Raw genomic sequence first — 14,338 nt, forward strand, 5'->3', positions numbered from 1 at the left:
CCTGCGCCGCCCCCCACCCCGACACCCCAGGGACGACATGACCCAGCACCTCGCTGCCCCCTCCACCGGCACGTCCGACGACGCCCCGGGCCACCGCACCGGCTGGTGGCAGGACGCGGTGATCTACCAGGTCTATCCACGGAGCTTCGCCGACGGCAACGGCGACGGCATGGGCGACCTCGCCGGCGTCACCGCCCGCCTGCCCCACCTGAAGGACCTGGGCGTCGACGCGGCCTGGCTCTCCCCCTTCTACGCCTCCCCGCAGGCTGACGCGGGCTACGACGTCTCCGACTACCGGGCCATCGACCCGATGTTCGGCAACCTGCTGGACGCCGACGCGCTGATCCGCGAGGCCCACGGCCTGGGCCTGCGCATCATCGTCGACCTGGTCCCCAACCACTCCTCCGACCAGCACGAGTGGTTCAAGCGCGCCCTGGCCGAGGGCCCCGGCTCCGCCCTGCGCGAGCGCTACCACTTCCGCCCGGGCAAGGGCGTGAACGGCGAACTCCCGCCCAACGACTGGGAGTCCATCTTCGGCGGCCCCGCCTGGACCCGCACGGCCAACCCGGACGGCACCCCCGGCGACTGGTACCTCCACCTCTTCGCCCCCGAACAGCCCGACTTCAACTGGGAGCACCCGGCCGTCGCCGACGAGTTCCGCTCCATCCTGCGCTTCTGGCTCGACATGGGCGTCGACGGCTTCCGGGTCGACGTCGCCCACGGCCTCGTCAAGGCCGAGGGCCTGCCCGACCTCGGGGCCCACGACCAGCTCAAGCTGCTCGGCAACGAGGTCATGCCCTTCTTCGACCAGGACGGCGTCCACGAGATCTACCGCAGCTGGCGCACCATCCTGGACGAGTACCCGGACACGATGGGGCCCGCAGGGCCTTCCTCGGAGGGGCGGCGCCGGGCGACGGGCGGGCGGATCGCCGTCGCCGAGGCGTGGACCCCCACCGTCGAGCGCACCGCCAACTACGTGCGCCCCGACGAGATGCACCAGGCCTTCAACTTCCAGTACCTGGCGACCGCCTGGGACGCCGAGGAACTCCGCAAGGTCATCGACGTCTCGCTCGACGCGATGCGCCCAGTCGGTGCGCCCACCACCTGGGTGCTCTCCAACCACGACGTCACCCGGCACGCCACCCGCTTCGCCAACCCGGCGGGCCTGGGCACCCAGATCCGTACCCCCGGCGACCGGGAACTCGGTCTGCGCCGGGCCCGCGCCGCCAGCCTGCTGATGCTCGCCCTGCCCGGCTCCGCCTACGTCTACCAGGGCGAGGAGCTCGGCCTGCCCGACGTCACCGACCTGCCCGACGACGCCCGCCAGGACCCCTCGTTCTTCCGTGCCGAAGGCCAGGACGGCTTCCGTGACGGCTGCCGCGTCCCGATCCCGTGGACCCGCGAGGGCACTTCGTACGGCTTCGGCGACGGCGGCAGCTGGCTCCCGCAGCCCGCGGGCTGGGGTGAGCTGTCCGTCGAGGCGCAGACCGGCGTCGAGGGCTCCACCCTGGAGCTGTACCGGGCCGCCATCGCCGCCCGCCGGGAGCACCCGGGCCTCGGCGCGGGCACCGACGTCGAATGGCTCCAGGCCCCCGAAGGCGTCCTCGTCTTCGCCCGCCCCGGCTTCGTCTGCACCGTCAACACCACCGGCACGCCCGTCCGTATCGCCGCCCGTGGCCGGGTGCTGCTCGCCAGCTCCCCGGTCACCGTGGACGGCGCCGAGGCCGAGCTGCCCGCCGACACCACGGTGTGGTGGACGGTGTGACACTGCCCGCGGCCAGGGCCACCGCCGGACCCCGCCTCTCCGACATCGCCGGACAGGCGGCGGTCAGCGAGGCCACGGTCAGCCGGGTCCTGAACGGGAAGCAGGGCGTCGCGGACTCCACGCGTCAGCGGGTGCTCGCGGCGCTCGACATCCTGGGCTACGAACGGCCCGTACGGCTGCGGCAGCGCAGCGCCGGGCTGATCGGCCTGGTGACGCCCGAACTCACCAACCCGATCTTCCCGGCGTTCGCCCAGTCCGTCGAACAGGTGCTGGCCGGGCACGGCTACACCCCCGTGCTCTGCACCCAGGTGCCCGGCGGGGCCACCGAGGACGAGCTCGTCGAGCAGCTCGTGGAGCGGGGCGTCGGCGGCATCGTCTTCCTGTCCGGGCTGCACGCGGACACCTCCGCCGACCCGGGGCGGTACGCCGCGCTCAGTGAGCGCGGCGTACCGTTCGTCCTGATCAACGGCTACAACGAGCGCATCAGCGCCCCGTTCGTCTCGCCCGATGACAACGCTGCCGTGCGGATGGCCCTCGGGCACCTCGCCAATCTCGGCCACCGCCGGATCGGCCTGGCCATAGGCCCGCAGCGCTACGTCCCCTCGCGCCGCAAGCGCGACGGGTTCGTGGAGGCGGCCGTCTCCGTGCTCGGCATGGACCGCTCCGAGGCCGAACTGCTCGTCTGTTCCACGCTGTTCAGCGTCGAGGGCGGCCAGGTGGCGGCGGGCGCCCTGCTGGACGCGGGCTGCACCGGCATCGTCTGCGGCAGCGACCTGATGGCCCTCGGCGTGGTCCGCGCCGCCCGGGGGAGAGGCCTTGAGGTGCCGCGCGACGTCTCGGTCGTCGGCTTCGACGACTCGCCGTTCATCGCCTTCACCGACCCGCCGCTGACCACGGTCCGCCAGCCCGTGCAGGCGATGGCATCGGCCGCGGTGGGCGCGCTGCTGGAGGAGATCGGCGGGAGCCCGGTGCAGCGCACCGAGTACGTCTTCCAGCCGGAGCTGGTGGTACGCGGCTCGACGGCGGCGGTACGCGGCGGCTGACCGGAACACCGGCACGTACAGGAGAGGCGCCAGGAGTCGGCCCAGGGAGGGCCGGCGGGGAGTTTCAGCGACTCCGGGCGCCTCTCCTTGTCGTGACCGGAGTCGCATGCAACGTAACAGGCCCGCAATATCTTGCGAAAGGCCTTGCAGCAAGAAATCGCGAAGAAAACTGGCTTGTTTCGCCGGTGTGAGCGGGAGATGTCCAAAGGGTTGACCGGTGCCTGGCGGCCTCGTACGGTCTGGTCCGCGGCAAGGTTTGCATTCTTGCAGCAAGAACCTTCAGGAGCCTTGAGGGCATGGCGCGTTGCCGGCTGAGGCTGCACCGTCCCCCGCGTTTCCCCCACCCGCAGGAGGAAAAGACATGGCACGCAGACCCCTGTCCGCCGCCCTCGCCCTCGTGGCCGGCGCCACTGCCGCCCTCGTCATCCCCACCGGATTCGGCACCGCACCCGCCGCACAGGCCGCCGCTCCGGGCGACAGGGACGTCACGGCCGTGATGTTCGAGTGGAAGTTCGCCTCCATAGCCAAGGCCTGCACGGACACCCTCGGTCCGGCGGGCTACGGCTACGTCCAGGTCTCGCCGCCCCAGGAGCACATCCAGGGCGGCCAGTGGTGGACCTCCTACCAGCCCGTGAGCTACAGGATCGCCGGTCGCCTCGGCGACCGGGCCGCTTTCGGTGCCATGGTGAACACGTGTCACTCGGCGGGCGTGAAGGTCGTCGCGGACGCCGTCATCAACCACATGGCGGCGGGCGACGGCACCGGCACCGGAGGCTCCGCGTACACGAAGTACGACTACCCGGGCCTCTACTCCGGCAGCGACCTCGACGACTGCCGGGCGGAGATCACCGACTACAACGACCGCGCCAACGTCCAGAACTGCGAACTGGTCGGCCTCGCCGACCTGGACACCGGCGAGGACTACGTACGCGGGAGGATCGCCGGTTACCTCAACGACCTGCTCTCCCTCGGCGTCGACGGCTTCCGGATCGACGCGGCCAAGCACATGCCCGCCGCCGACCTCGCGAACATCAAGTCCCGGCTGAGCGATCCGAACGTCTACTGGAAGCAGGAGGCGATCTTCGGAGCGGGCGAGGCCGTATCGCCGTCCGAGTACCTCGGCACCGGTGACGTCCAGGAGTTCCGGTACGGGCGGAGCCTCAAGCAGGTCTTCCTCCACGAGAACCTGGCCCACCTGAAGAACTTCGGCGAGGGCTGGGGCTTCATGGAGTCCGGCAAGTCCGCCGTCTTCGTCGACAACCACGACACCGAGCGCGTCGGCGACACCCTCAACTACAAGAACGGCTCCGCCTACACCCTCGCCAACGTCTTCATGCTGGCCTGGCCCTACGGCTCCCCGGACGTCCACTCCGGCTACGAGTTCAGCGACCACGCCGCCGGACCGCCGAACGGCGGCCAGGTGAACGCCTGCTACAGCGACGGCTGGAAGTGCCAGCACGACTGGCGCGAGATCTCCTCCACGGTCGGCCTCCGCAACGCCGCACGCGGCCGGGCCGTCACCGACTGGTGGGACGACGGCGGCGACCGGATCGCCTTCGGCCGGGGCGACAAGGCGTACGTCGCCATCAACCACGAGGGCTCGGCGCTCACCCGGACCTTCCAGACCTCACTGCCCGCCGGGGACTACTGCGATGTGCAGTCCGGCAACGGGGTGAGCGTCGACGGTTCCGGCCGGTTCACCGCCACCGTCCCGGCCGGAACCGCCGTAGCCCTGCACGTGAACGCCCGGACCTGCGGGGGAGGGGGCTCTGACCCGAACCCCGGCGACGGCCCGTCCGGCGCCTCCTTCGGCGTCAGCGCCACCACCCAGCTCGGCCAGAACATCCACGTCACCGGCGACCAGGCGGCCCTGGGCAACTGGAACCCGGCCCTCGCGCCGAAGCTCGACCCGGCCGCGTACCCCGTCTGGAAGCTGGACGTGAACCTGCCCGCCGGGACCTCGTTCGCGTACAAGTACGTCCGCAAGGACGGCGACGGCAACGTCACCTGGGAGAGCGGCGCCAACCGCACCGCCACCGTCCCGGCCTCCGGGAAGGTCACGCTGACCGCCGACGTCTGGCGCGGCTGACCTCCTGACGAACGCGCGGGCCGGTGACCGACGTCACCGGCCCGCGGTCCACCCTCCGCAAGCCCTCCTGACACCAGCCGAGGAGCACCCTCCCGTGTCCCGAACCTCCCTCAGACGAGGGGCGGTGGCCGCCCTGTGCGTGGCGCTGCTGCCCGTCGTCCCGGCGGCCTCGGCCGCCGCATCGCCCCGTCCGCCGTCCCCTCCCTCGGATGCCGGGCTCGCCCGTGAGGCGGCCCGGCACGACCTCACCCGTGAGCAGTTCTACTTCGTGCTGCCCGACCGGTTCGCCAACGGCACCACCGCCAACGACCGGGGCGGGCTGAAGGGCTCACGCCTGGAGCACGGCTTCGACCCCACCGACAAGGGCTTCTACCAGGGCGGCGACCTCAAGGGCCTGACGTCGAAGCTCGACTACATCAAGGGCCTCGGCACCACCGCCATCTGGCTGGCGCCGATCTTCAAGAACCGCCCGGTCCAGGGCACCGGCAAGGACGCCTCGGCGGGCTACCACGGCTACTGGATCACCGACTTCACCCAGGTCGACCCGCACTTCGGCACCAACGCGGACCTGGAGCGGCTGATCGACAAGGCCCACGCCAAGGGGATGAAGGTCTTCTTCGACGTCATCACCAACCACACCGCCGACACCGTCGACTACGCGGAGAAGGCCTACGGCTACAAGCCGAAGGGCGCCTTCCCCTACCTCAGCGAGGACGGCCGCCCCTTCGACGACCGCGACGGCGTCAGGAAGGTCGACCAGGACTCCTTCCCGTACACCCCGGTCCAGACCCCGGGCACCGGCAGGAAGGTCCCGTCCTGGCTCAACGACCCCACCATGTACCACAACCGGGGCGACTCGACCTGGGCCGGCGAGTCCAACGAGTACGGCGACTTCTCCGGCCTCGACGACCTGTGGACCGAGCGTCCCGAGGTCGTGAAGGGCATGCGGAAGATCTACGAGAAGTGGGTCCGCGACTTCGACATCGACGGCTTCCGCATCGACACCGTCAAACACGTCGACCTGGACTTCTGGACCCAGTGGGCCACCGCGCTCGACGCCTACGCGGCCGAGCGGGGCCGGGACGACTTCTTCATGTTCGGAGAGGTCTACTCCGCCGACACCGAGATCACCTCGCCCTATGTGACCCGCGGCCGCCTGGACTCCACCCTCGACTTCCCGTTCCAGGACGCCGCCCGGCAGTTCGCCTCCCAGGGCGCCCCCGCCGACCGGCTCGCCTCGGTGTACGCGAACGACTACCGCTACACCACGGACAAGGCCAACGCCTACGAGCAGGTCACCTTCCTCGGCAACCACGACATGGGCCGCATCGGGACCTTCCTCAAGCAGGACAACCCGAATGCCGACGAAGCCGAGTTGCTGAAGCGGGCCCGGCTCGCCAACGAGCTGATGTTCTTCGGGCGCGGCAACCCGGTGATCTACTACGGCGACGAGCAGGGCTTCACCGGAGCGGGCGGCGACAAGGACGCCCGCCAGACCCTCTTCGCCTCGAAGACCGCCGACTACCTCGACGACGACCAGCTCGGCACCGACCGCACGCACGCTTCCGACGCGTACGACACGAAGCACCCCGTCTACCGCTCCATCGCCGCGCTCTCCAAGCTCACCAAGAAGCACCCGGCGCTGCGCGACGGCACCCAGATCGAGCGGACCGCCGAAGGGGCGGAGGGCTCGGTGTACGCCGTCTCGCGCATCGATACCAAGCGCCCTTACGAGTATCTCGTCGCCTCCAACAACGGCACCAGCCCGAAGGAGGTGCGGCTCGCCACCGAGTCGTCCGGCATGAACTTCCGTACGCTGTACGGTGGTTCAGGCACCGTCCGTAGCGGCGCGGACAAGGCGGTCACCGTCACCGTGCCCGCCCTCTCCAGTGTCGTGCTCCGGGCGGACAGGCGTGTGGGCGCCCCGGCCGCCAAGCCCGCGATCGCTCTGAGGGCCCCGGGCGCCGGAGCCACCGGCACGGTGGAGATCGCCGCCGACGTGGACGGCGGACAGCTCAACCGGGTCGTCTTCGCCGCCCAGGTGGGCAACGGCAAGTGGCAGACCCTCGGCAGCGCCGACCACGCCCCGTACAAGGTCACCCAGTACCTCGACGACTCGGTGAAGGCGGGAACGCCCTTGCGCTACAAGGCCGTTGTCGTCGACCGCGCCGGTCGAACCTCCAGCGCCCTCGCCTCGACCACCGCCGGTCAGGCCCCGCCGCCCGGGAAGCCCGTCGCCGTCGAGCGGGACCGGGCCGTCGTCCACTACCGGCGCGCCGACGGCGACTACGAGGGCTGGCAGCTGAAGTCCGGTGGGAAGACCGCCGAGTTCATCGGGCGCGACGCGTTCGGCGCGTTCGCCTGGCTCGACCTGGAGGAGGGCGCGGACTCGGTCCCGTACACCGTCGTGAAGAACGGCGTGGCCGACGGCCCGGAGCGGACCGTCGACCTGGCCGTGACCGGGCAGGTCTGGGTCGAGCAGGGCAAGGACGAGCAGGCGGTCGAGGCCCCCGAGGCCCCGCCGCAGGACACCGCCAAGGCGGTCCTCAACTACCATCGCACGGACGGGAATTACGACGGCTGGGGGCTCCATGTCTGGGCCGGGGCCAAGGAGCCCACGGACTGGTCGAAGCCGCTGATGCCGGCGAGGAAGGACGCCTACGGCGTCACCTTCGAGGTGCCGCTCGCCGACGGGGCCACCTCGCTCAGCTACATCCTCCACAAGGGCGACGAGAAGGACCTCCCCAGCGACCAGTCCCTCGACCTCACCACCTATGGTCACGAGGTCTGGCTGCTGGGCGGCAAGCCCGGCTACCTCCTCCCGCAGATCGGTGGCGGCCCGGCCCCCGACCTGTCGAAGGCCCAGGCGCAGTGGATCGACGCGGACACCGTCGTCTGGAAGGTGAAGGCCACCGATGCCACTAGCCAGCAGCTCGTGTACGCCAAGAAGGGCGGCATCTCCGTCGTCGACGGGGCGCTGTCCGACGAGGGCCGGTGGCTCCGGCTCACCCAGGCCGCGCTGAGTGATGGGCAGAAGGCGAAGTTCCCCCACCTGAAGGACTATCCGGCCTTCACCGTCGACGCCCGTGACCGGGACCGCGTCCGGGAGTCCCTGCGCGGCCAGCTCATCGCCACCCAGCGCGCCGCCAACGGCGCTCTGCTCGCCGCCACCGGCGTCCAGACGGCGGGCGTCCTGGACGACCTGTACGGCAAGCACGCGGCCTCCGCCGAACTCGGCCCGGTCTTCCGCAAGTCCCGGCCCACCCTCTCGGTGTGGGCCCCGACCGCCCGGACCGTCTCGCTCGAACTCGGCGGCCGCACGCACCCGATGAAGCGCGACGGGCGCACCGGCGTCTGGTCGGTCACCGGGAAGAAGAGCTGGCGGGGCAAGCCCTACCGGTACGCCGTCACCGTCTGGGCGCCCTCCGTCCAGAAGCTGGTCACCAACAAGGTCACCGACCCCTACTCCACCGCCCTGACCGCCGACTCCGCCCGCAGCCTCGTCGTCGACCTCACCGACCCGAAGCTCGCGCCGCGCGGCTGGTCCGGCCTGGAGAAGCCCGCCGCCACCCCGCTGCGGGACGCCCGGATCCAGGAGCTGCACGTCCGTGACTTCTCGATCACGGACCGCACGGCGAGGCACCCGGGGGAGTACCTGGCCTTCACCGACACCCGCTCCAAGGGCATGCGGCACCTGAAGAAGCTGGCCGACTCCGGTACGAACTACGTCCACCTGCTGCCGGTCTTCGACATCGGGACGATCCCGGAGAAGAAGGCCGACCAGGCCAAGCCCGCCTGCGACCTCTCCGTCTACGCCCCCGACTCCGAGGAGCAGCAGGCCTGCGTGAGCAAGGCCGCCGCCAAGGACGGCTTCAACTGGGGCTACGACCCCTTGCACTACACCGTCCCCGAGGGCTCGTACGCCTCCGACCCCGACGGCACCCGGCGCACGGTCGAGTTCCGGCGGATGGTCCAGGGCCTCAACCGGGCCGGGCTGCGCACGGTCATGGACGTCGTCTACAACCACACTGTCGCCTCCGGGCAGGACGAAAAGTCGGTGCTCGACCGCATCGTGCCCGGCTACTACCAGCGGCTCCTGGAGGACGGCACCGTCGCCACCTCCACCTGCTGCGCCAACACCGCGCCCGAGAACACCATGATGGGCAAGCTCGTCGTGGACTCGGTCGTCACCTGGGCCAGGGAGTACAAGGTCGACGGCTTCCGCTTCGACCTGATGGGCCACCACCCGAAGGACAACATCCTCGCCGTCCGCAAGGCGCTGGACGGGCTCACGCCCGCGAAGGACGGCGTCGACGGCAAGAAGATCATCCTGTACGGGGAGGGCTGGAACTTCGGGGAGATCGCGGACGACGCCCGCTTCGTCCAGGCCACCCAGAAGAACATGGCCGGGACCGGCGTCGCGACCTTCTCCGACCGGGCCCGCGACGCCGTGCGCGGCGGCGGCCCCTTCGACGAGGACCCCGGCGTCCAGGGCTTCGCCTCCGGCCTCTACACCGATCCCAACTCCTCCCCGGCCAACGGCACCCGCGCCGAGCAGAAGGCCCGGCTGCTGCACTACCAGGACCTGATCAAGGTCGGTCTCAGCGGCAACCTCGCCGACTACACCTTCACCGACACCTCCGGGCGTACGGTCAAGGGCTCCGACGTCGACTACAACGGGGTCCCCGCCGGATACGCGGCCGCCCCAGGCGACGCACTCGCCTACTCCGACGCCCACGACAACGAGACGCTCTTCGACACCCTCGCCTTCAAGCTCCCGGCGGGGACCACGGCCGCCGAGCTGGCCAGGGCCCAGGTGGTGGCGATGGGCGCCTCCGTCCTCTCGCAGGGTCCCTCGCTCTCCCAGGCGGGCACCGACCTGCTGCGCTCCAAGTCCCTGGACCGCAACTCCTACGACAGCGGCGACTGGTTCAACGCCCTGCGCTGGGACTGCCGCGACGGCAACGGCTTCGGCCGGGGCCTGCCGCCCGCCGCCGACAACCAGGACAAGTGGCCGTACGCGAAGCCGCTGCTGGCCTCGGCCGGGACGATCGCACCCGGCTGCGCCCAGATCGAGGGGGCGTCCGCCGCCTACCGCGACCTGCTCACCATCCGCAGTACCGAGAAGGAGTTCTCCCTGAGCACCACCGGCCAGGTGCAGTCGGCCCTGTCCTTCCCGCTCTCCGGTCCCGCCGAGACCCCCGGTGTGATCACCATGCGCCTGGGCAGTCTGGCCGTCGTCCTCAACGCCACCCCGGAGACCGCCACCCAGCGGCTCGCCGCACCGGCCGGGAAGACGTACGCGCTGCACCCCGTCCAGGCGAAGGGTGCGGACCTTACTGTCAAACGAGCCAGGTACGACGGGAAATCAGCCACTTTCACCGTCCCGGGACGCACGGTGGCCGTCTTCACTCTGCGCTGACCTCCGACGGCACTACGGTGACGGCAGACGTCGGCGAAGGAGCCGCGACAGCCGTCCCGGTCCGCCCGGCCGGTCCCGCTCTCCCGTCGGGGGAGGCGGGACCGTGCCGGTTCGCGCGGCAGGAGCCCCGACCGGGGCGGTCGGCCCACCGACGCCCCCTGCCCCAGCGTGCGGACGGTGATGATGACCAAGGTGGGATACCTTCCCGAGGAGATGAGCAGCTTCGTCGGGAGGCGGTCCGAACTGGCCCGGCTGCACACCGCGTTGACCACCCGGCGGATGACCACCCTGATCGGCCCCGGCGGCGTCGGCAAGACCCGGCTCGCGCTGCGGGCCGCCCGCGCCGTCGCCGACGGCTACCCGGACGGCGCCTGGTGGGCCGACCTCTCCCCGCTCTACGGCGACGGGCTGCTGCTCCCCACCGTCTCGGACGCCGTCGGGCTCGCCGACCACACCCTGCGGATGCCCGTCGAGGCGCTCTGCGAATGGCTCAGCGACAAGCGGCTCCTGCTGGTCCTCGACTCCGCCGAACACCTCCGGGGCCCCTGCTCCCACCTGCTGGCCGAGGTCCTCACCACCTCGCCCGCGCTGACGGTCCTGGTCACCAGCAGGCAACCGCTGGGCACCCGGGGGGAGTACGTCGTCGAGGTGCCGCCGCTCCCGGTCGACGGCGCCCCGGACGCGCTCCAGCTCTTCGCCGACCGGCTGCGCGCCGCCGACCCCCGCGCGGGTCTCGACGGCCCCGGGGACGAGGCGGCCGCCGCCGAGATCTGCCGCCGCCTCGAAGGCATCCCGCTCGCCATCGAACTGGCCGCGGCGGGCATCGGCCGCCACACCGTGGCCCAGCTCGCCGACCGCATCGGCTCCCGCTTCGGCGTACCGGGACCCGGCCGGGGCGGCCCCGGAGAGTCCGGCGGCACCGGGGCCGTCCCCGGCCTCGGAGCCTCCCGGCTCGACCTCCTCGCCGACGAGTCGGTCTGGCCCCGCCGGCACCGCACCCTGCGTACCGCCATCGGCTGGTCCCACGAGCTGTGCTCCCCGCTCGAACGCCTCCTCTGGGCCCGCCTCACCCCCCTGCGGACCGACTTCGACGAGGAGGTCGCCCGCGAGGTCTGCGCGGGCGGCCCGCTCACGCCCGAGGACGTGGACCGGGCGCTCCAGGGCCTGGTCGCCCAGTCCGTCGTCCAGCGCGACGGCCGCCGCTACCGGATGCTCGACACCCTGCGCGAGTACGGCCGGATGTGGCTCGTCGAACTGGGCGAGGAGCACGCGGCGGCCGAACGGCACGCCGCCAGCTTCCTCGGCCTCGCCCGCCGTGCCCACGAGGGCTGGAGCGGCCCGGACCAGGTGTCCTGGTACCACAAGGTGTCCGACACCCACCTCGACCTGTGCGCCGCTCTGGAGCACCTGCTCGCCCACGACGTCGCCGGGGCCCAGGAGATGGCGGGCCGGGTCGGCTTCTTCTGGGCCTGCTGCGGCCATCTGTCCGAGGCGCGCGACTACACCCAGCGCGCCCTGGACGCGGGCCCCGTCGACGGCCCCCACCGGACCCGGCTGCACTGGGTGCTCGGCGTCGCGGCGCTGCTCCAGGGCGACTTCGCGACCGCCGAGAAGTACGGTGCGCTCTGCACGGCGATCGCCCTGTACGACCGGGACGAGGAGGGCATGCTCGGCGCCACCTACCTCTCCGGTCTCACCCAGCTGATGACCGGGCAGCCCGAGGCGGCCCTGGAGGCGGCCGAACGTGTCCTGCGGATGACGGGGAGCGTCCCCGCGGACTCCGCCCACCGGCTGCGCTGCCACCTGATCACCGTCTTCGCGCTCACCGCCCTGGGGCGGCTGGCCGAGTCCGAGGCGGCCGCCACCGCGCTGCGCAGGTCCTGCGAACGCGGTGGCGAGTTCTGGACCCGCTCCTACGCCGACTACCAGCTGGCCCTGATCGCCCTGCTCCGGGGCGACCCCGAGGCCTCCGCCGCGCACGCCCGGGCGATGCTCGCGGGCAAGCACCGGCTCCGCGACAGCTTCGGCATCGCGCTGGGCCTGGACATCCTGGCCGCCGCGATCGCCGCCCAGGGGGCTGGGGCGCAGGCCGCCCGGGTCTACGGCACGGGACAGGCGTACTGGCGGATGGTCGGCCACCCCCAGCGCGGCACGCCCGAGCTTGGGCCGGTCCGCGAGAGGTGCGAACGCCAGGCGCGGGCGGCCGTCGGCGACGAGGCCTACCAACGCGCCTTCGAACGCGGTCAGTCGGACAACGCGGAAGTCGGACTCGCGGCCGCCCTGGGCACCGAGCTCCAGCTCTGACCCGGCTGTGGGGGTGTCCGGTGTCCCCGGACTACCCGCCCCCTCGCCCTTGCGGGTAAGGTTAGGCATACCTAAGTATCCACTTGGGTCTCGTTGACTGCCCCTGGAGAAATCGGATGCGTCCCTTCAGCCCGCGCGCCACGCAGCCGACCCGCGCCGAGCGCGTCCGGTCGATCCTGACCGTCGCCCACTCCATGACGGTGGTCAGCGACGGCCTGCACACCGAAGTCCGCCGCCTCGACGGCACGGGGGCGATGGGCCACATCCACCTGCACGCCCCGAACGACGGCGGTCACGCGCCGTCCGCCGAACGGGTCCCGGCCCGCCTGGAGTTCACGGACATCGCCCCCGCGTCCGTACGCGACCGGCTGCGCGCCCGCGTCACGGTCACCGGGCTGCTGTCCGCCCCGTACGGCAACGACACCGGGCAGTCCACCTGCATGGAGTTCGGCCAGGCGGTACTGGAGGACGCCGAGGGGCGCACCTTCGTCACCCTGGAGGAGCTGGAGGAGGCGGAGACCGACCCGATCGCCGCCTGCGAGGCGGGGATGCTCACCCATCTGGTGGACGACCACGCCGAGCTCGTCCCGCTCCTGCTGCGCCTCGTCCGCCCCCGCCCGGAGCGCGGCATGACCCGGGCCGTGCCGCTGGCGATGGACCGTTACGGAGTGACCCTGCGCCTCGAATACCCGAGCACCCACCAGGACGTCCGGCTGCCGTTCCCCCGCCCGGTCGCCGAGATCGACCAGGCGGGCCCGCAGATCCACGCCCTGCTGGCCGCCGCCCGCCGCGTCTCCCACCGCAACGGGCTGCCCGCCTAGCGGGTGGTGTCGTCGGGGGGCGGCAGGCGCTGCGCCGGGACCGCGGGCACATCCGGGGCGAGGGCGGAGAGCCGGGCCAGCAGATCCCCGAACGGACCGTCCACCGGCTCCTGGGCCAGCACCCGCAGCACGATGCCCGCCATCTCCTGGTCGTACGCGGCGCTGACGGCGGCCAGCGCGGCGAAGTCGTGCACCAGCTGCATCTCCAGCTCGGCGCGCGGGATGCGCCGCCCGTCCAGCCAGATCAGCGCCGTGGACTCGGCCAGCGAGACCCAGGAGCGGACCACCAGCTCCAGCCGTGCGGGCGGTTCGGCCACCCCGAGATGCGTGATGATCTGCTCGTACGCGGCCTGCCGCACCCCGTCGATCATGGCGTTCGCCGTCGAGGAGCCGACCGCGGGCCCGCCGCGCATCAGCGCCGAGAACCCGGGGCCGTGCTCGTCGACGAAGTCGAAGAACCGCCCCATCACCCGCGACAGCCGTGCGCCGAGGGGTCCTTCGAGGGGCTCAAGGAAGCGGGCCGCCAGCTCGTCGGCGGCGCGCCGCAGCGCCGCTTCGTAAAGGCTCTGCTTCCCGGGGAAGTAGTGGTAGACCAGCGGCCGTGAGATCCCCGCGGCGGCGGCGATCTCGTCGATCGACACGTCCTCGGGCGAGCGGCGGCTGAACAAGTCCAGCGCGACGCCGATCAATTGCTGCCTTCGCTCGTCGACGCCCATCCTGCGCCGCACCCCGGTCGTCATGCGAACAGCCTATCCGGGGCGCGGCAGCACAGGCCCTAGAGGCAACGCCGTTCAGTTAGGCGTTGAGGTCGTTCGTCAAGGCTGGTGAACGAGGCAGCGGAGCTGCTGTAGAAGAGGGATGTCACTCCAAGACATCCTCACCACAGGAGCTCCG

Annotated in this window: 7 protein-coding genes; 6 read left to right on the forward strand and 1 reads right to left on the reverse strand. The window is 71.7% G+C overall.

Translation table 11 applies throughout. The features are described from left to right. Window positions 1–37 precede the first annotated feature (37 nt). The 6 genes from CIB93_RS16740 (at window position 38) to CIB93_RS16765 (ending at window position 13,444) form a co-directional block, all read left to right on the forward strand. The gene (locus tag CIB93_RS16740; RefSeq protein WP_096627634.1) at window positions 38–1,765 is read left to right on the forward strand and encodes a glycoside hydrolase family 13 protein; all 1,728 of its coding nucleotides are present in this window, start codon (window positions 38–40) and stop codon (window positions 1,763–1,765) included. Then, window positions 1,750–2,808 carry a LacI family DNA-binding transcriptional regulator gene (locus CIB93_RS16745; RefSeq protein ID WP_096627635.1) on the forward strand — a complete coding sequence of 353 codons (1,059 nt, stop codon included), beginning with the start codon at window positions 1,750–1,752 and terminating at the stop codon, window positions 2,806–2,808. Before CIB93_RS16740 ends, CIB93_RS16745 begins: the two co-directional genes overlap by 16 nt. A 361-nt stretch (window positions 2,809–3,169) precedes the next feature. Then, window positions 3,170–4,897 carry a carbohydrate-binding module family 20 domain-containing protein gene (locus tag CIB93_RS16750; RefSeq protein WP_096627636.1) on the forward strand — a complete coding sequence of 576 codons (1,728 nt, stop codon included), beginning with the start codon at window positions 3,170–3,172 and terminating at the stop codon, window positions 4,895–4,897. A 94-nt stretch (window positions 4,898–4,991) separates the two neighbouring features. Continuing rightward, entirely contained in the window at window positions 4,992–10,319 is a 5,328-nt protein-coding gene (gene pulA, locus CIB93_RS16755) for a pullulanase-type alpha-1,6-glucosidase (protein WP_096627637.1), read from the forward strand. A gap of 180 nt (window positions 10,320–10,499) precedes the next feature. Further along, entirely contained in the window at window positions 10,500–12,623 is a 2,124-nt protein-coding gene (locus CIB93_RS16760) for an NB-ARC domain-containing protein (RefSeq protein ID WP_096627638.1), read from the forward strand. 116 nt (window positions 12,624–12,739) lie between these two features. Next, the gene (locus CIB93_RS16765) at window positions 12,740–13,444 is read left to right on the forward strand and encodes a DUF2470 domain-containing protein (protein ID WP_096627639.1); all 705 of its coding nucleotides are present in this window, start codon (window positions 12,740–12,742) and stop codon (window positions 13,442–13,444) included. On the opposite strand, the gene CIB93_RS16770 is transcribed toward CIB93_RS16765, so the two are convergent. Next, window positions 13,441–14,184: a TetR/AcrR family transcriptional regulator gene (locus tag CIB93_RS16770; RefSeq protein ID WP_096627640.1), complete on the reverse strand. Its 744-nt coding sequence runs from the start codon at window positions 14,182–14,184 to the stop codon at window positions 13,441–13,443. The genes CIB93_RS16765 and CIB93_RS16770 overlap by 4 nt on opposite strands. Window positions 14,185–14,338: the final 154 nt, after the last annotated feature.

The organism is Streptomyces sp. WZ.A104, from assembly GCF_002382885.1.
Classification (GTDB): Bacteria; Actinomycetota; Actinomycetes; order Streptomycetales; family Streptomycetaceae; genus Streptomyces.

What these genes read in the sequence shown, in the direction of transcription:
- CIB93_RS16740 (WP_096627634.1), top strand. Translation starts at nt 38, where the DNA reads ATGACCCAGCACCTCGCTGCCCCCTCCACCGGCACGTCCGACGACGCC.
- CIB93_RS16750 (WP_096627636.1), top strand. Translation starts at nt 3,170, where the DNA reads ATGGCACGCAGACCCCTGTCCGCCGCCCTCGCCCTCGTGGCCGGCGCC.
- CIB93_RS16760 (WP_096627638.1), top strand. Translation starts at nt 10,500, where the DNA reads ATGATGACCAAGGTGGGATACCTTCCCGAGGAGATGAGCAGCTTCGTC.
- CIB93_RS16765 (WP_096627639.1), top strand. Translation starts at nt 12,740, where the DNA reads ATGCGTCCCTTCAGCCCGCGCGCCACGCAGCCGACCCGCGCCGAGCGC.
- CIB93_RS16770 (WP_096627640.1), bottom strand. Translation starts at nt 14,184, where the DNA reads ATGACGACCGGGGTGCGGCGCAGGATGGGCGTCGACGAGCGAAGGCAG.